This window comes from Anthropogastromicrobium sp. (assembly GCF_037349415.1).
Lineage (GTDB): Bacteria > Bacillota > Clostridia > Lachnospirales > Lachnospiraceae > Anthropogastromicrobium > Anthropogastromicrobium aceti.
The window spans coordinates 1-19,155 of record NZ_JAXWCK010000052.1 but is presented as its reverse complement, the minus strand read 5'-3'; the positions used below and the strand labels follow the sequence as shown (position 1 = coordinate 19,155).

Genomic DNA, 19,155 nt, shown 5'->3' with positions numbered 1-19,155 from the left:
TTTTTATTATCGCTTAACTTCTTCAAATACAGTAACTTGATCTGGCACCTCTGACAGCTGCACTAAATAAAACAAAACAGCACTTAGCATCATACCGCACACAGCATCTACTACAGAATGCTGATCTATCACAACAGTGGAAATACAAATAAAGGTTCCTAGTACTAGCATAGTTGCTTTAAGCTTTCGATAATTCTTTAGCTTTTCCGAATGGAAAAGGACAAACAAAATGCCAATCGTGCTTGAAACATGGATACTAGGACAGACATTTGCCGGCGTATCGGCACTTCTTAATTGGTTAACAATCATGCAGCAAATATTCTTGTCTTCAAGCGGCTGTCGAAGAGAAAGACCATTTGGAAATAGATAATAAATCAGAAGGCAGATTGACATTCCTCCGTAAATAACTTTACAGCATTTAATATAATCTTCCTTACTTTTTCTAAGAAAAAACAGCACCATCCCTGGCACAAATGCAAACCAGATAACATACGGAATAACAAACCATTCATTAAATGGAATCATATCATCTAACGCACAGTGAATCACATACCTTGGCTCGCAAAATTGCTCTAGCAAAGAGAAAATCGGAAAATAAATACACATATATCCGATGGATATCATCAACGGATATTTTTGAAAAAATACATAGGCGCGTTCATACAATTTTTTCATTCAGACACCTCACTCACATCCCTTTAATGTCTCTTTTGATTACAGCCATTCGTAATCGCCGCCTGTGATTGCAAGGCTAAGCAGTCGATCCATTTTCTCCACATTTTCGCCCTCTACAATCTCCTGAAGCTCTGCCGTGTCTGTCAATTCTTCCATTGACTCGTCTGGTCCAATCTCCATATCAGCATCCTGCTCACAGTAAGGGCATGGGATTTTTTTCATTGTCTGCAGCGACAGAAAACGACTCCGACAACATTTGCACTCATAGAATCCGCACTTTGTGGTGCCATCCGGTACATAATACATAGTACTACCTCTTATCCATTCTTATGATTTTCCGTATGTTAAAATAAACTTGTCCATCTATAACTTGGCCACTTTACCTGCTGTAAATAGCCAGCCTTGTTATCTCCAACAGCCTGCTATCAGATCTCATACGAAAGCACCTGTCATTATAAGTATTCTAACCGTAAATGTCAAGCTACTCGTCAATTAATTACCTTTTATTAGTATCCTTCAATGTTTAGGCTGTGGATGTAATGGCATAATTCTTCTGCCATCTCCTCTGCCTCTGGAATACGAAGATGTCCCGGTGTTGCTTTTCCGTTTCGTTGGAATACGCAGTGGGAAATCTTCTTGTCAGCGATATCTAAAACAGCCTGACTTATAGACATATCCCAGCCGATATCATGCTGCAAAAGTGTTGTACAGCAGATAATCCATGCATCTGGATAAGTTTCTCTTAACTTTGCTAAAAACTGTCTATAATGTGTTCTCCAGTTCTTAGCCTTCTCACCTTCATAATCAGTTTTCATATAGTCATCTGGATGTGAATCATTCTGACCAATGGCTACTATAACAATATCTGGCGTATACTTTGAAAAATCCCACTCTTTCACAGTGCCGTAGTCAGGATTATAGCGCATCTTATTCCAAACTTGTTCCATACCAATATAGTCTGGCTCATGATACCAGCCTGTATTATCAAGAAGAGCTACACCGCCCTGAGCGATGTCATGCAGCTGTGCATCAAGTTTTCGTGCTGTAATCCATGCATAGGAATACCAGCTGTTTGAGTATTCTCCGTTATGTTCTGGATCTGCTTTTGCGACATAGTCAACTGCCTCTGATACTTCTCCTGCTGAGACAGAATCACCGTACACTTCTATGCGCCGCGGCGGCAATGGCGATGCCTCAAGAAGCTCACATTCATCATCAGTGTTACAATTAATTTCAAAGCCAAGAATCGTCAGCTCATGGCAGGCATCCTGACGCTTAAAGATCGTCACCTCATGAATGTTATCTTGTGTTGTCTGCAGCGGGATTTCTATTGTCGCCTCACCTTCCTCTGGAAGCAGAAGCTTTGTCTGTGCATCACCTTCGGCAACGCCAAGATAGTTATTCCAGTAATTATGCTTATTGCGCACATGGATAAATAATTGTGTGCCCTTAAATTTCATTCTTACAAATGTTCCCGGATATGTCCATACTATAGCAAAAGGATCGCTCAAGTCGATCCTTCCACTATATATGAGACTGCTGTTATTAGGCAGTATCTTCATATTTTATTTTCCTCACATCACACACTGCAGACTAGCAGCCTAAAGCCAGTCTGCAGCAATCTTGTTTTTTTACACGGTTTAATTATGCATTTCTAATTGCTTCCATCAGCTCATCAAGCTTCTTTGCAGAATCCTCAAGGCTAGTTCCCTTAATACCTGCATAGAACTTAATCTTTGGCTCTGTTCCAGACGGACGAACACAGAACCATGCATCATTCTCAAGCTCGAAGTAAAGTACATTTGACTTTGGCAATCCTGTAGGTACAGTCTCGCCAGTTGCAAGATCGGTGATGACATCGTTCTTGTAATCACGCAGGCGCAGTACCTTATATGCACCAACCTGCTTTGGTGTGTTCTTGCGGTATGCGTCCATCATATCCTGCATCTTCTTTGCACCATCTGCACCCTTGAAGGTCATGGTGAACAGATCTTCCTTGTAGTAACCATACTTGTTGTAGATGTTTAACATCTGATCCCACAGTGTGATTCCTTGAGTCTTGTAGTAAGCAGCAGCCTCACAAAGTGCCATAACAGCAACAACAGCATCCTTATCTCTTGCATGTGTTCCAACAAGGCAGCCATAGCTCTCCTCGAAGCCAAATACATACTCGTTGCTTCCAGTCTGCTCAAAGAACTTGATCTGCTCTCCAATATACTTAAATCCAGTCAGGCACTCGATAAACTTCATGCCGTATTCCTTTGCTACAGCCTGAGCCATGTTAGAGGATACGATTGTTGTAACAAGTGCACCGTTATCCGGCAGAATGCCAAGTGCCTTCTTCTGTGACATCTCGTACTCACAGATTAACATGCCAGACATATTTCCTGTAAATACCTTGTACTCGCCAGTCTTTGTATCCTTTGCATATACACCAAGACGGTCTGCATCTGGATCGGTTGCAAGGACAAGATCTGCGTCAACCTTCTTTGCCAGATCAAGTGCAAGTGCAAATGCCTTCTTGTCCTCTGGGTTTGGATAGGATACTGTTGGGAAATTGCCATCTGGCAGCTCCTGCTCTGGAACAACAGTTACCTGCTCGAAGCCAAGCTCTTTTAATACACGGCGAACTGGTACATTTCCCGTTCCATGAAGTGGTGTATAAACGATCTTTAAGGAAGATGCCATCTGCTTGATTGCCTCTGGATGAAGAACAAGCTTCTTTAATGCTTCCATGTACTTGTCATCGATCTCTTTTCCGATTACCTCATAGAGTCCTGCAGCCTTTGCTTCCTCTGTAGTCATCTTCTTGATCTCTGCATAATCCTTAATTGCATTTACTTCGCCAATGATCTGTGCATCCTTAGGAGCTGTTATCTGTGCGCCATCCTCCCAGTATACCTTGTATCCATTATATTCCGGCGGATTGTGGCTGGCTGTTACAACGATACCTGCTGTGCATCCAAGTGTACGAAGTGCAAAGGACAGCTCTGGTGTTGGACGCAGACTATCAAAAATATATGCCTTAATTCCATTTGCAGCTAATACACATGCAGCAGTATCCGCAAACTCAGGAGACATACGGCGAGAGTCAAATGCAATTGCAACGCCCTTTGCTGCAGCACCCTGCTTGTTGATAAAGTTTGCAAGACCCTGTGTAGCCTTTCCTACAGTGTAGAAGTTCATACGATTTGTACCTGCACCGATTACACCGCGCAGACCACCTGTACCAAACTCCAGCTCTCTATAAAAACGATCAAAGATCTCATCCTCATTACCCTCAAGTGACTTTAACTCTGACTTTGTGGCATCATCAAAGATTGGGGATGTACACCAGTACTCATAATTTTTCTTAACATTCTCGTCCATGTTTTTCTTGTCCTTTCTAAATTAACTTCTCGAATGCGCTGTGGCTCAGCACAGTCTTCGTCACAAGGTTACATGTCGTTCATGAAACAATCAGTGATACCAGATAGAACGGCCGCACAATATCCTTTGCATCTGTTACTATGATCTCAATCCTGTGAACCTTCTTTTCTGCATGATGCAGAAGTGGTTCTAAATAAAGGCAGTCACCCCAGTCCTCTGTAAAATTTCCATCCAAAATCACCGCATGTGCCTCATCGCCGTCAATTACTGCCTTGGCCTTTGGTACCGGCTGCTGTACCGATTTACGGTACTGAACAGCCAGACATCTGCATTCGATCTCAAAACTAATTTTATCATTTGTATGCGCTGCTGTCCATCCATTTTTAAAAATATCAAGCATTCCTTTTTTCTCAATTGGATCAACCAAAAAGCCATCCAGAATAGCTTCGTTATCCTGAATCTGAATCAATCGGCTATGCTCGTAAGCATTTTCTGTGAGTGGTGCTGGAAGCAATACCGATGCCTCTGTCTTTGTGCTTTTGCCTTCGATATTTTCGCCCGCAATCGTTTCTTCTTCCATCTCTGCCTTTATGGAATCAAGAAGCTTGCAGATTTCATCTGCAACGAGGCGGTGTCCCTTATCGTTTGGATGCAAATTATCAGGCGTGATATCAGCACGCACGATCTTACCGCTTTCCACATCAGGATAAACAGTGTCCTTAATGCTGACATGTGGGATACCATAGTGATCTGCAATACGGTTATGATAATTCTGAGCATTCTTTCCTATATCGTAGAATACATTGTTTAACACAACTACTGCAGGATCAGACGGTGCCGCAAGCAGACGACGAAGCATTCCCTCGTAAGTCTCCTCAAAAAACTCATTTGCATCATCATTAACTGAAAAGTCAACCGTCACAATATCAGGACGATAGCATAGTACATCCTTCCATGCACGCGCACCGCCGTAATGAGAAGTTGTACCGCCAATTCCACCATTTACAAAGGAAAATGCCGCGTTTGGAAATGATTTTTTCCACCACTCATAGACTAGATACGCATAGCAAGTCTTTGGTGTTGACGATAGACTTCCCTGCGTGATAGAACCACCTAAAAACCCGATTACAAGAGATTCACCGTTTGCAGCTCGCTTCATCAGATTTTTTAATCGTGTCATATTGTCCATATCCTAATTTTTTCCTTTTTTACTCTTCTTCTTTGCACTTATTGATATATTCTAAGTTTTTTCTGATCAAATCACATCGCTGCTGTACGCAAAGAACACTTCTGCCTGGATCGGATGGAGTTGAGAATACATAATCTATAAGTTTATCTATTGTTGTAGATGCCACATGAAGTCTTGTATCACTTGCTGCATAATAAATATACACATTTCCATCTTTCTCAATCGCACCGTTTGTGAATACAACGTTTGATACATCGCCGACTCTCTCCCAATCTCTTGGTCCGATTAACATGCCTGATGGCTCTGCGATTACCTTAGATGGATCGTCAAGTGCAGTTGCAAATGCGTAAATAACGTAACGAAGACCTGCTGCTGTATTTCTTACACCATGTGCGATATGAATCCATCCGCGGTCTGTCTTGATCGGAACAGCACCCGCACCATTCTTTGCCTCAGTGATTGTGTGATACTTTCTCTTGCTGGTGATAATCTCCTCATCAATAACAGCGTGCTCAATGTCCTCGCAAAGACCAAATCCGATTCCGCCGCCGCTTCCAGTATCAATGAAATCATCCATTGGACGGGTATAGAATGCATACTTGCCATGAATAAACTCTGGATGAAGCACAACATTTCTCTGCTGAGGAGAATGAAGTGTCTTTAAATTGTCCAGACGCTCCCAATGCTTTAAATCCTTTGTGCGCACGATTCCTGCTGCTGCAACTGCTGCTGAAAGATCACTTGATTTTGTATCTTTGCTCTCAGAACAAAATACACCATAGATCCAGCCGTCTGCATGCTTTGTCAGACGCATATCATAAACATTTGTCTCTTCTGGACAGATATCATCAAGCAGCACCGGATAATCCCAAAAACGAAAACCGTCTACTGGTGAATCACTCTCTGCTATGCCAAAGAAGGACTTTCTGTCATTTCCCTCAACACGGGCAATTAAATAATATTTTCCGTTTAACTCAATAGCACCAGAGTTAAATACGGCATTCACGCCAAGACGCTCCATAAAATACGGGTTAGTCTCTGGGTTTACATCATATTTCCACTCAACCGGGATATGCTCTCTTGTCAAAACTGGATCAGTGTAACGATCATAAATACCATTATAAAAATCTGACTTCTGATTCTTCTTTGCAATCAGCTTCTCTACTTTTGCTTTTTCCACATAATACTGCTCATGAAGCTTCATTGTATTATCTCCTCCTGTCTTCTTCATTGCTCTTAAAGCCTATTAACCATTTCAAAGCACATACGTCCATTGTGATACGGACATTTCCACGGCTCTACGATTGGCTTTTTGTCTGACGGTTGCTTATTTTCATCAAGATCCCAGAACCACTCAGAACCAGGGCGCTTATCAACCATGTACGTTTGAATATATTCCCAGATATCTTGTACAGCCTTAAAGTACTCTGTCTTTTCTGGATGCTTCTGATAATAATTCATAAAACCAAGAACAGATTCTGCCTGAACCCACCATACACGCGTTGTGTTATCTACACCTCTCTCACATTCGTTGATTACAGAATGATCTTTATAAGCAATTTTGTAAATCTGCTCTGCCAGTATATCTGTAATCGGGGAGAGCTTTTCTGTCACAGCCGGATCATTCAAAATCTCCAATCCTCTGTCAATCAGCCATGATGTCTCTATATCATGACCATATGAATACAGATCAATCAGTGTATTCCAATCCTTGTCAAAGAACACTTCCTGACGCTTCTTATCTGGATTATATACCTTTTTCGCAAAAATGTCTAACATCCAGCGAAGATTTTCTCCTACCCTCTTATCCTTTGTCACACAATACAACTCCGTATAGCCTTCAAATACATGAAGCAGCGTATTCATTGTTTTCTCTGCCATGACGCCGTTTTCTGAGAGCTTTTCGTTGCTTACTGGCTGGAAATTGCGGTCAAATGCTTCTAAATATCCCTTATCATCCTTGCAGTGTGCCTCAATCACATCATAAATGCTAAATGCAATATCGAGCGCCTCTGTATCACCTGATGCATCATAATAGGAAGAAAGTGCATAAATCGCAAATGCCTGATTATATGTATGCTTCATATCTTCCTCAGGCTTTCCATCAAATGTAACAGACCAATAAACACCGCCGTATGTCTTATCAAGACATGCCTCTTTTAAAAATTCATATGCATGCTTTGCATAAGAAAGAAGCTCTGGACGCTTTTGGTTCAAATACGCATTTGCAAAAAACCAAAGAATACGATTATTTAAAATACATCCCTTGACAGCCTTTTTGTCCACATTTAAATCTATATCCATGTAACCGTAAAATCCGCCGTACTCATCATCTTTAAGACTTTCCCAAAATGGCAGGATGACTTTATCAAGATGATCCTGTATCTGCTGTTTCATTTTATATGTTTCCTGCATGACACGCTGCCTCCTGTTTGCCTTTTATCTTCTTCCGATCTCAGTGTCAGACTCTGTTAAATGACTGTGTGTCTTAATATAATCTACAATCTCATCAACTGTTGTGAAGGCAAGTCCTACATAGCTGTCTGCACATCCATAGTAAACAGCAATCTTACCAGAAACACTGTCATGGATCGTTGCACACGGGAATGTTACATTTGGAACAAAGCCTCTCTCCTCATACCACTCTTCTGGTGTCAAAAGGAAGTTCTCACAGCGATACTTTACGATAGACGGATTGTCAATATCGAGGATTGCGCCGCCGATGCTGTACACATAGCCATTGCATGTACCAGAAACACCATGATAGAATAACAACCATCCTTCAGATGTTTCAATCGGAGCTGCTCCTCCGCCAATCTTTACACTTTCCCACCATTCACTGCTGCGTCCCATAACATGACGATGCTTACCCCAGTAAACCATATCTGGACTCTCTGAAAGGAAGATATCACCGAATGGTGTATGTCCGCTGTCACTTGGTCTTGAGAGCATCATGAAGTTTCCATTAACCCTTCTTGGGAAGAGAACAGCATTGCGGTTAAATGGAATAAATGGATTTTCAAGACGAACAAATGTCTTAAAATCAGTTGTCTTTGCCATTCCAATAGAAGCACCGTAGAAGTCCTGACACCAAATGATATAATATGTATCCTCAACCTTTACAAGACGAGGATCGTATGCATAGATCGGCATAAACGGATTTCCATCCTCATCTACAAATGGGATTTTATTTGAATCAAACTCCCAGTGAATCGCATCCTTGCTTCTGCCTAAATAAATATATGGGATACCGTTTGTCTGTTCGCCACGGAATACACCTATAAATCCATCCTCAAATGGCATTACTGCACTGTTGAATATTCTTGCAACGCCCTCGATTGGATTTCTTCCAATGATCGGATTTTCACTATATCTCCAGATAGGAGCCCCTTTTAACCCTTCTGGCTTCTCCTGCCATGGTACGTTCTTTACTTCTGGACTAATCATTTTAACTTTGCTCATATTTCCCTCATTTCTGCGCACGTACAAAGCCGCGCACCTTATATATTTGTTTTTCGTTAAAGTTTCTAGGTAAAACTGCGGTCATTAACCCTTTACTGAACCTGCAGCAAGCCCACTGTAAATCTGCTTCTGACAAAGAATAAAGATAATCAATGCCGGAAGAAGTGTAATGATAACACCTGCACAGATGTAGTTATACTGATTTCCAAGAGGACCTGTAAACTTGTAAAGTGAAGTTGCAACTGTTACAAGACGTGACTTATCCTGCAGATATAAGTTTGCCATGTAATACTCATTATAAGTACCAACACCCTTTAAGATCATAACGGTGACAATTGCCGGCTTTAACAGCGGAAGTAAGATCTTAAAAAATACACCAAAATATGTACATCCATCCATGATAGCTGATTCATCCAGTGAATTTGGAAGATTCTCAAAGAACTGGATAAAGATTGTTACGGAAATAATATCAGTTCCGCAAAGAAGAATGATATAACCTGGTATGGAATTGATCAAATGCATGTTGTACATGATCTTGTAAACAGTAACCTGCATTGCAATACCAGGAAGAAGGCTGGCAAATAAGAACAGATTTTTAATTATGCCTCTGCCTGGGAAGGTGAAACGATTTAAGATGTAGGCAAGCATGGCACCAAACATGATTGAGAAGAACAATACAACAACAAGAATGATCAAGCTGTTTAGGAATGCCACTCCCATGTTTGCCTTTTGAAATGCTTCTGTAAAGTTTTTAAAATAAAATTTTCCAGGGAGCGTCATAACATTAGTTGACGCATATTCCTCCGGTGTCTTAAAGGCGGTGATCACACAGCTGGCAACCGGCAGCACGGCAATAAAACCTGCCAGAATCAGCGAAAAATATTTAATAAACATCCACAGATATTTCGCAATACGATTTTTTGCAGTCATGTCAATTCCTCCTTATTTGATACCCTGTTTTCTAAGCTGTTTTTGTATTTTACGATTTCTTCTCTCTTCTCTCGCCTCTTCATCAATCAGCTTCATTATTACCTGCTGGAAGATCGTTACAATAAAGATCAGACCCATCAATACAACTGCCATAGCTGCTGCCAGACCAATCTTGCCTTTCTCATGTGCTAAGCTGTTCATCATAACGAAATATGTTGCTGTTCCGAAGGTACCGCCTGTGATAACATATGGCGGCTCGAATGCACTTAATGAACCTGAAATAGAAAGAATCATATTTAATACGATAACAGATTTGATACTTGGAAGCATGATATAGCGGAATTTAGGCCATGCATTTGCACCATCAATTGAAGCTGCCTCATAAAGACATGGATCAACAGACATCATTGCACCAAGAAAAAGTACCATATTTTGTCCCATGTAACGCCATACAGATGTTGCCGCAAGGGACGCATTGTTGATTCTTGTATCTTTTAACCAGTATGGAAGATTCTCTGGATTTAATCCGAGACATGACAAAACAGTATCGAGTACGAAGCCTCTTGTGTAGAAAAATTTGAAAATAAATCCAATTGCGATACCACTAATCAGATATGGGAAGAAGATAAGTCCCTTAAATAAAGAGCTTCCTCTTACCTTGAAGCACAGAATTGTTGCAAAATACAATGCCATTGCCAGCTGAATAAATGATGCCACGATATAATATCCAGCTAGCTTTAATGAGTTAAAACAGTCATCTCTTGTAAATACATCAATATAATTTTTAAATCCCACATATGTATTGTTTTTGCTGTCGTAAGATTTCATCTTATATAAACTAAATTCAAACATTTTGGCAAACGGAACATATGAAAAAACAAGAAGCAACAGCACAGGCACAATCATAAATGATACAATTACCAGCCATTGCTGAACCTTTCTGCTTTTAAACCACTGCCCAAATGTTTTCTTTGTTTTCATATTTGTAGCGGAAGCAGCCATTGCATTTCCTCCTTCTTAAAAACGCACCCTTTTATCATACACGGCACACCTGAAAACTCAGATGTGCCGTTTGTGTAAGGTTTGCACCCTATTTTTTACTTTTTCTTTTCAAAACGAACTTTATTACTCAGCAGCTACGCCAGATCCATATACATATGGTGCAGGAGTAATATCATACTCTTCCTGAGCATCTGTCCAAGCCTGATTCCACTCATCTGCGATCTCTTCCATAGTCTTGTCACCATTAAGCGCATGCTCAAGAACATCCTGTACATGTGTATTATCAGCATTCAAGGAAATTTCAGACTCAGTATTGATCTCACCAAACAGATCTTCCTCACCTTCTGGTGCCGGATTATCTACTACAAGCTCTACGCCATCAAATGCAGCAAGTACATCTGGATACTCATTGCCTACACAGATCGGGATACCGCCCTGATCATATGAGAAGTTGGATTCTTCGGTCAGCCACTTTACATAGATCATGGAAGCCAACTGATTGTCATAATCAGAATGAACATTGATACCATAGCAATAGTCAGGACCTGCTGATGCATACTGCTTGCCGTCTACTGTGATCGGGAATGGCATATATCCGATATCATCTGCATTATCGCCTGCCTCCTGCATCTGAACAACTGCCCAGGAACCAAGAACCATGCAGCCGATCTCGCCATTGTTGATCATACCCTTGCAGCCTTCCCAGTCTGTTGTTGTCGGGTCATCCTCAACAAGCTCCTGTGAAACTGCCTGATATAAAATGTTGTAAACTGCAAATGGACCAGTCTCATCACCATTATCTGCGAATGGATTCTCACCATGTACCATACCGTAATTCATAAAGTCAGGATCACCTGTTGCACATCCGCCGATATAAGCATCCCATGCACCCATGGTCCAGCCTGCTGCAAAGTTAGTGTACAGCGGAATTGCATCTGTGTTATCCTTAATTTTCTGCAGTGCTTCAATAAATTCGGTTGGTGTCTTTGGAAGCTCTGTAACTCCTGCTTCCTCAAATACCTTCTTATTATATACGATACCCTGTGCATTACCGGTAGAAGGAATTCCATAAACATTTCCGTTATAAGCGAAATTATTTAACAGAACATAATTCTCATCAAGAGTTTTCTTATCACCATAGCTGATGAATTCATCTTCCAGCTCATTCTTCTGAAGATTTGTTGGTATACCACAGATATCGCCCCAATCATCTGTTGTCAGACGAAGCTTAATGTCCTCTGCATAATCAGTAACAGCCTCGTACTCAATCGTAATGTTTGGATAAGACTCATTGAACTTCTTGATATAATCCTGGAAAATGGTGTCTACAATATCAGTTCTGTGTGTTAAAACCTTGATTGAAGCAGTCAGATCGGTGTAATCCTCACCAAGCTTAATGGAATCGATTGTTGGCAGCTCATTTGCCTCATCTGCAAATACAAAAGTTCCCATAGATGCTGTCATTGCTCCTGCTAACATAAGTGCAGTCATTTTTCTTACTCTCATAAATTTACCTCCGTTTTATTAAGTTAATTTAACTTAATTTATATGGCCTTATAATAGCATGTGTTTTTGCATTTTGCATCATTTAATCTTGTTTTTTATATAAGAATCTTGTAATTTTTTCAAAAATAGCATAATAACCCTAATCAGTTTTATTCACTCATTATGGATTTTCACAATCAAAGTTTTATTTTTATTTACAGATACAATTTTTGCTATTGTTTGTCGATTGCTGTTTTATTTTATATTTTCCTTATTTTTTAGTTAATTTAATCTTTTTATTCATTATTAAATTTAATCTTTTTTCGTGCTAAAACTATTGCTTTTTTAGTAAAAAGTGTTTATACTGTGATCTGGGATAAAAAAATATATGATTCTTGCTAATGATCAAACAATATTGCGTTCGAATATTTTTATGAATAGTTACATTTTTGTATAGAAAGGGGTATTTTAACATGGTCAGCACTACTGCAAATTTTTTATCTATTTTTTTGTCAGGCATGACGTCTGCATCAAAAGTTTCCGTATCAGCTATGCGACGTTTAATCGAACATGCCAATCCACTCATTCCCCCTCTCTTTGATCCTGAACCGCCGCTTTTTCTTCCTGCAGCGCTCTCACTCTCAGATATCCGCATTTTTGATGCTAACTTTGCACCGACTGACGGCTATTGTCTTCTCCTCATCACAGAAGGACGAGGTTTTTTAGAGTTCACCAAAAATACCGCACAGAATATAACTAAGGATGACACTGATCATAATAATTTCGACCATTATTCTTTAAAAAAATACTCCCTGTTTTTCTTTCCGCTCTCGAAGCGCTGGCGTCTATACCTAGAAAATGCACCGTGGAAGTTTTATCTATTCTTTCTCTCAGGATCATCTATTTCTTATTATAATAAACTATTCTCCGATTCAGCTAAAGAGCCTTTTGTAATTTCTGGTTCTTCTATGCTGCCTGTACAGCTTTCTCATCTGTATGATGCTCTTTCAGACTGCAAGAATGATCCACTTTGGCTAGACGAACAGCTTACCAGCCTTTTATGCTTAACTATAAAAGAGGCTCGCTGCCATGCGCAGTCGAGCCTCCCATATATGATTCCTTCTTATTTAATTTCTATTCGTAATTCATTTCATAAAAATTTTGCCAAACCTTTTTCGCTGGCAGAATTAGAAACTCAATACAAAATCAGTCGTTTTCGTATTGCCCATGAATTTACAGCAGCGTTTGGGCAGTCACCAATTGCCTACCTAAATTGTCTTCGCCTGCAAAAAGCATGTGAGCTTTTAACGTGTAGTGATGACCGTATCGGAGAAATCAGCACAGCCGTAGGATTCGAAAACACGAATCATTTTATTAATCTGTTCCGCAGGGAGTATGGAATGACACCGGGAGCGTATCGGAAAAGGTACCAAAGTGTGAATGCAGCCCGGTAAAAATGTGGCCCGCGATCCCGGTAAGTTACGAAGACCCACTCGGTGAAGTGACTTTGTCGACGGACCCAATTCCGCAGGCGCCTGTTACATAATTTATTATCACAGGTTATTTTGAAAGCCCCGCTACAACGTCCCCGGCTGCGTAGCAGACGATTGTCTCAGTAAAGCACATTCACCTCGGGGACCATTTACATACTGTCATCATTCGCGAAAATCGCTTTCTTCCGCACATTTGGGCTACGGCAACTGCTAACAGCAATCTTGGCCGCTTTATTTTTTGCCACTGCAGCAAATATACTATGTATTTATCCATTTGAATCATCGTAAAAGTTTTCTTTAATCAAATGTTTAATACAATTTGGTATATTTTTACTTTCATCTTTAACCAACAAAGTCTCATACCTAGATACAGATGCATCTCTGGAAAAAATAAAATCTACTACTTCTCCATCATTACTCTTTTCAACTGATGAATCCTCTACTCTTAGAGACATTGGTAAGAAAAAGTCATTAATTTTATTTCCTTTATCGTCTGTATTCTCCGTTAATCCCAAGGTAAATTCCAAATTCGTAACACTCAGTTTATACACAATAGTCAGCGTTCGCATATCTTTAAGAATACACACTGTATCATTTGTTAACTCTGGCAATCGCTTTAAGCATGGCAGTTTCTTTTTCGCATTCGCATACGGATGTCTTGTATCGAAATAGAACTGATTATTCGTAAGTATTGCCCTCTTCGCATTTTTATAAAAATCTTTTGCGGACAATCTAGTCTCCACTCCTGTCAAATGCAGAAAATGATCTACAGGAAAAGACACCTCAAAAAATTCATTTCCATATACATATAAAAACACCTTTCCTGCCAAGTTTTGACTATATATTGCTGCGGAGTCTATGATATTCTGTCGTATCATATTTTTCTTATCTGTCTTTGTTGCCATTTATACCTCATACGCAAAGAGGAGTGTGATCTTTAACCACACTCCTCTAAAAATTTCTTTTATTAAAGAGTTTTCTGCTGGTTGTCAGCCTCGGTATTCAGTAAAAATACCCATAACGACGTGGAAATCATTAAGTCCCCCACGTGGACTACAACTTTATCTAAGTTGCTAAGCTCGATGCCCATTTAAAACATCTAAAGAGATGGACCTTTACCCTGCTCCACCTGCAGTACAACTTTTAACGATGCTCTTACATCGAGAACATCTCTGTTCTTACTTATATTATATACGATTTTTCAAAAAAATCAACACTTTAGAAATCAAAAATAACTGATTTCGGAATATTTGTCTTAAAGAAAGTCTTACATATTACAACATTAAATGAAGAAACACAAAGCGGTAAAATCAGCGACCAGATGCTGTTCTTCAAATTTAAAAGCTGTGTATTTACAACGTAAGATGAAATCATACCACCATTGCAAATCATTGGGATAAATACAACCATTGCAAAAAAGCAGGTATTTTTTCCATACCTGCTCTTTTTGATATTTTGCATTCCAAATAGTTATTTATTTTTATATTAGCGCTCTTACACTCTCTCCGTCAATCAAATTTCCACTTATGATGCTAAGACGACCCGGTCCCTTATCGAGTCCTTTAACCCTCGAGATAATACGCTCTGCCGCCGCCTTTGCCATTTCCGGCATATCAACGCCATATGTTGTAATAGCCACATCGCATACCGGCATAAAGACAAAGTTATCATAACCAACAACTGAAACATCCTCCGGCACACGGTAGCCGTTTCCTTCTAGTTCATGAATAAGCACACTTGCTGTCTGATCACAATTGCATACAAATGCAGTTGGCATATCCTTTGGCAGCTTTGGCTCTATGATCTCCATAGTACCTGATGTGCGATCTTCAACAATCCATTCTTCACGTTCTTCAAGACCGTACTGACGCATCGCCTTTAAATATCCAAAGTACCTATCCGCAATGCTGTTACTTGATTTTACGCTTCCGACATAGGCAATCTTTTTATGACCTTTCTTAATTAGATGCCTTGTTGCTGTGTACATGCCATAGAAATTATTTGAAATGACACAATCTACATCAAACTCTGCTGCAAAAAAGTCCAGAAAAATCATCGGCATTCCAGCTTCTTTCTCAAGCATTCTTAAGTATGCTCTGCTGATCTCTCCCATTACTATAAGTCCATCAATTCTATGATCACTGACCATAACCGGCAGCACTGTATTTTTTTCTTCATCTGGCTTCAACACGCAGAATGCCAAAAGACAATTGTGTGCTGCACAGGCAATGGCAAGTTCCTGATAAAGTCTCCAATAAAACGATGATCCATTTCCCAGATAACGTTCCTGCACAAGCACGCCAATATTTACTGCCGTTTTTGCCATTATCTGCGTTCCTGGTGCATGATAGCCCATCTCAGATGCCATCTCCTTAATTTTTTCGCGAAGCTCTTCGCTGACACCACGCTGATTGGCAAGTGCATTGGAAACTGTTACTGTGCTGACACCAAGCTTTTCTGCTATATCGGACAGACGTACTGCTTTTCGTGCCATAAATCCGCCTCCATTCTATATTTAATTATGTAGTCGTATTTTGTAACGATGCAAATTATAGCAATTCTTAATTGCATTATCTTATCGACTTGCTATCGTCCGAATCTGCATCATTACCTTTTCTTAATTTATTTTAAGTATAGAATGCTTTAATAATTATGTCAAGTGAATTTAATATTGGGAATATTCACAAAAACAATTTGTGAATTCAAACAGTTCCTTCCTGTAACTATGTTTATAACGTAACCATGATAAAATCATGATTCACCGCTGGAAGCACTTTTTCGATCAAATCCGATGTGTGAAAACGGATGCTGGATGTGTTGATGCACGGATGGCATCCGACAAATTCACTCTTTAATACATCTTCATCAATTAAGAGCTGAACGTGATTTTCGGTATCGTTCATCAGTCCTAATACGCTGACGGAACCCGGTGTGATATCCAAAAATTTCTCCATGTACTCTGGCTTTGCAAAGGATAATCTCGCAGAGCCGATCTGGGCAGACAAATCCTTTGTGTGGAATACCTTTGTATCTGGAATCATCAATAAATAAAACTTGGTTTCCTGACGATTGCACAGGAAAAGATTTTTACAGATTGTTGCCTGCAATACCTTGTCGATTTCCTGGCAAACCTCCATTGTCATGGCTGGCGCATGATCGACACGCTCATATGCTACACCTAATTTATCTAACAAATCATAGGTGCGAATTTCTTTTTCCAGTCTGCCCGCTGTGTCTTTTGGTCTTCCTTTTTGTAGTTCCATGATAGTGCCTTTCTCTCTTTCTTGATTTTTTCTTGATTCTTTTTCGATTTTTTCTTTCTGGTTTTTCTCGATTTTTCTTTTCGATTTTCTTGATTTCTTCTTAATTTTTCAGTTTCCTGTATAAGACATATATGCTGAAAAATCAATCTCCTCTGTGAGGCTCTTCTGTGTCTCATCAAGATGCTTTTTTATCGCCTCGGTATTACCTTCCAGACTTTTTAGCTTGTGCAGCTTTGTAAACCACAAAGGCTTAATGCAGCGATACAGCATAAGCGCCGCCTTCTTTTCGCTTTCGGAAAATATGTAATACTTGCTGACCACCTGAAGCATTTCCTTAATTCGAGAAATTTCCGGTTCAAAGTCTTCGCCGTAAATTTCTCGAAACAGGTAGTTTAAGAACACATCTTTTCCGCAAAGATTAAAGTCATATACACCAACGAATTTTCCATTTTCGTCAATCAACAGATTCGTTGGATTTAAATCAGCCTGAAAAACAGAAGTAGGAAGCGTATGATAAATCTGCTCCAACTCCCTTCTGTTTTTCATCCACAGCTGCCAGATTTGCTGTACCTGTTCGGTAAACTCTTCCGGCAGCGTCTCGGCATATTCTTTCCAGCTGAGTGCATTTTCTAAGACCTCGTCCACCTCATCGCTCGGGCAAAATGTGTCAAACAGGCAATAGCCAGACGGATACTTTCCATAATCTAAGTATTTTCCTGCTATTTTCGCCGTCATAATCCATATATCCGTCAGATAAGTGGTTTCATATGTCATTTTGGGGCCTCGCTCCTGCACACACCTATATGGTGCATACTCCTCTCGATACGCAACACAATTATGACCCTTATATGAAATTTTTGGAAACTGCCCTGTCCTATCGTGAAAAATACGTGGACAATAATAGCCAAGACTGCGATACGCTTCGACGGTCCTTTTCCACATCTCAATTTTCTCTGGAAATGTGAAATCATTATCCGCAAGCTTGATTACATATTTTTGTCCCGATGCTCCCTCTGCCAGAATCACCTCTCTGAAATCAGCATCACCGCGGCTTGTATCAATGATCTCGATGGATTTGGGTTCTTCATTGCAGAATTGTTTGACAATGTCGCATATCTCCATTTTCATTTCTATCTTCATACTCTTTCTATCCCCTTTGAAAAATTTCATGCCTTGCAACACACAAACGGCAACAAAAAAAGTATAGCACAGCAGATGAAAATTTACCAGAGCAGCTTTTTCAACCATTATTTTGATTGAAACATTTCTTTTACTGTATCAAACGCGAACTTTGGTCTGCGATACTCGTCCACAACACCTTTATTGTTATGGCAGCGTGCTCTCGTGGAAAACCATTCCTCCTCTGTCACACGGCAATCTGCAAACTGCCATACAAACACGCCACAGATTGCTTCATTTTTCATATAAACCTCAAGGTTTTCCCGAATGATATCGGCTTGTCTTTCCTCACTCCATTTACAATGAGACCGATCACGGAAACCATAAATTGCCGCCGCTCCAAATTCACTGACGATAACAGGCTTGCCATTGCCACCGCTTTTCTGAATCCAGTCAAGCTCTCTTTCATTTGTCTCCTCAATGGAAACATCCTTGTACCAGCCCGAATACATATTGAATGACACGATATCAGGCAAATCAAGACAAATATCCTTTAAATGACGGCAGGTCGCCGATGTAGTCGGTCTTGATGAATCGAGACTACGAATCTGCGCATATTGTCTTGCATATTTTTCTCTTCCTTCTTCTGTCTCACTTGCACATTCATTTAAAATTCCCCAGATAATGATGGATGGATGATTAAAATGGTTGCCTATCATCTCATCAATACAATCGCGACACTGTACATCAAAGTTTGGATTTTGCATCCGCTCAAGGCCAAAGCCTCTTGCATGATTTTCTTCCCATACATACATCCCACGCTCATCACAAAGGTCAAGAAAACGCTCGTCATTTGGGTAATGGCAGGTGCGCACCGCATTTGCATTCATTTCCTGCATCAAATCCATGTCCTGAACCATTAACTGGAATGGAATTGCGCATCCAACTGTCGCATAATCCTCATGACGGTTAAAACCCTTCAAATAAATTTTCTCCCCGTTTACAAGAATATCTTTTCCTTCAATGCGGACCTCTCGAAAACCAACACGGTCTATGTAATCATCTTCTGGTCGTCCGCTCATTGAAAGAATAAGTTTAAATAGATATAAATTCGGATATTTACTGCTCCACAGCTGAATACCGTCAAAAAATGCCTCTGTCTCAAACA

Annotated in this window: 17 protein-coding genes; 1 reads left to right on the top strand and 16 read right to left on the bottom strand. The window is 40.1% G+C overall.

All coding sequences use genetic code 11. The features are described 5' to 3' along the window. Positions 1–6: 6 nt before the first annotated feature. The 11 genes from WJP93_RS12060 to WJP93_RS12010 all read right to left on the bottom strand — a co-directional run bounded on the left by WJP93_RS12060 (position 7) and on the right by WJP93_RS12010 (position 12,133). Positions 7–675, bottom strand: a complete 669-nt coding sequence (locus WJP93_RS12060) for a phosphatase PAP2 family protein (protein WP_262537669.1) — start codon at positions 673–675, stop codon at positions 7–9. A 39-nt stretch (positions 676–714) separates the two neighbouring features. Beyond that, positions 715–981 (bottom strand): hypothetical protein, encoded by a 267-nt coding sequence (locus tag WJP93_RS12055; protein WP_262537667.1) that lies wholly within the window; start codon positions 979–981, stop codon positions 715–717. A 200-nt stretch (positions 982–1,181) separates the two neighbouring features. Continuing rightward, the gene (locus tag WJP93_RS12050) at positions 1,182–2,237 is read right to left on the bottom strand and encodes an electron transporter RnfD (protein WP_337548557.1); all 1,056 of its coding nucleotides are present in this window, start codon (positions 2,235–2,237) and stop codon (positions 1,182–1,184) included. An 82-nt stretch (positions 2,238–2,319) separates the two neighbouring features. Beyond that, entirely contained in the window at positions 2,320–4,044 is a 1,725-nt protein-coding gene (locus WJP93_RS12045) for a phospho-sugar mutase (protein WP_262537663.1), read from the bottom strand. 79 nt (positions 4,045–4,123) lie between these two features. Continuing rightward, entirely contained in the window at positions 4,124–5,233 is a 1,110-nt protein-coding gene (locus tag WJP93_RS12040) for an SGNH/GDSL hydrolase family protein (protein WP_337548555.1), read from the bottom strand. Between the two features lie 19 nt (positions 5,234–5,252). After that, positions 5,253–6,464: a glycosidase gene (locus tag WJP93_RS12035; protein WP_317259062.1), complete on the bottom strand. Its 1,212-nt coding sequence runs from the start codon at positions 6,462–6,464 to the stop codon at positions 5,253–5,255. Between the two features lie 5 nt (positions 6,465–6,469). Continuing rightward, positions 6,470–7,648: an AGE family epimerase/isomerase gene (locus tag WJP93_RS12030; RefSeq protein ID WP_337548553.1), complete on the bottom strand. Its 1,179-nt coding sequence runs from the start codon at positions 7,646–7,648 to the stop codon at positions 6,470–6,472. 24 nt (positions 7,649–7,672) lie between these two features. Further along, on the bottom strand, positions 7,673–8,695 hold the full coding sequence (locus WJP93_RS12025) for a glycoside hydrolase family 130 protein (protein WP_337548550.1): 1,023 nt from the start codon (positions 8,693–8,695) through the stop codon (positions 7,673–7,675). A gap of 84 nt (positions 8,696–8,779) precedes the next feature. After that, positions 8,780–9,625, bottom strand: coding sequence for a carbohydrate ABC transporter permease (locus WJP93_RS12020; RefSeq protein WP_262537649.1), 846 nt, complete (start codon positions 9,623–9,625; stop codon positions 8,780–8,782). Between the two features lie 12 nt (positions 9,626–9,637). Continuing rightward, positions 9,638–10,627: a sugar ABC transporter permease gene (locus tag WJP93_RS12015; protein ID WP_337548548.1), complete on the bottom strand. Its 990-nt coding sequence runs from the start codon at positions 10,625–10,627 to the stop codon at positions 9,638–9,640. A gap of 123 nt (positions 10,628–10,750) precedes the next feature. Then, positions 10,751–12,133 carry an ABC transporter substrate-binding protein gene (locus tag WJP93_RS12010; RefSeq protein ID WP_337548546.1) on the bottom strand — a complete coding sequence of 461 codons (1,383 nt, stop codon included), beginning with the start codon at positions 12,131–12,133 and terminating at the stop codon, positions 10,751–10,753. A gap of 452 nt (positions 12,134–12,585) precedes the next feature. Here WJP93_RS12010 and WJP93_RS12005 point away from each other — a divergent pair, with 452 nt between their 5' ends. Further along, on the top strand, positions 12,586–13,566 hold the full coding sequence (locus WJP93_RS12005) for an AraC family transcriptional regulator (RefSeq protein ID WP_337548545.1): 981 nt from the start codon (positions 12,586–12,588) through the stop codon (positions 13,564–13,566). Between the two features lie 305 nt (positions 13,567–13,871). Here WJP93_RS12005 and WJP93_RS12000 read toward each other — a convergent pair whose 3' ends face one another. The 5 genes from WJP93_RS12000 to WJP93_RS11980 all read right to left on the bottom strand — a co-directional run. Next, the gene (locus tag WJP93_RS12000) at positions 13,872–14,510 is read right to left on the bottom strand and encodes a PBECR4 domain-containing protein (protein WP_337548544.1); all 639 of its coding nucleotides are present in this window, start codon (positions 14,508–14,510) and stop codon (positions 13,872–13,874) included. Between the two features lie 575 nt (positions 14,511–15,085). Further along, a complete protein-coding gene (locus tag WJP93_RS11995; protein WP_337548542.1) occupies positions 15,086–16,099 on the bottom strand; it encodes a LacI family DNA-binding transcriptional regulator in 1,014 nt (337 codons plus the stop codon). Positions 16,100–16,334: 235 nt separating this feature from the next. Then, complete coding sequence (locus WJP93_RS11990) at positions 16,335–16,868, bottom strand: prolyl-tRNA synthetase associated domain-containing protein (RefSeq protein WP_227100058.1); 534 nt, start codon at positions 16,866–16,868, stop codon at positions 16,335–16,337. Positions 16,869–16,976: 108 nt separating this feature from the next. Next, on the bottom strand, positions 16,977–18,008 hold the full coding sequence (locus WJP93_RS11985; RefSeq protein ID WP_227100059.1) for an aminoglycoside phosphotransferase family protein: 1,032 nt from the start codon (positions 18,006–18,008) through the stop codon (positions 16,977–16,979). Positions 18,009–18,115: 107 nt separating this feature from the next. Next, positions 18,116–19,155: glycoside hydrolase family 2 TIM barrel-domain containing protein (locus WJP93_RS11980; RefSeq protein WP_337548540.1), on the bottom strand; the 1,040-nt coding region annotated here is incomplete at its 5' end.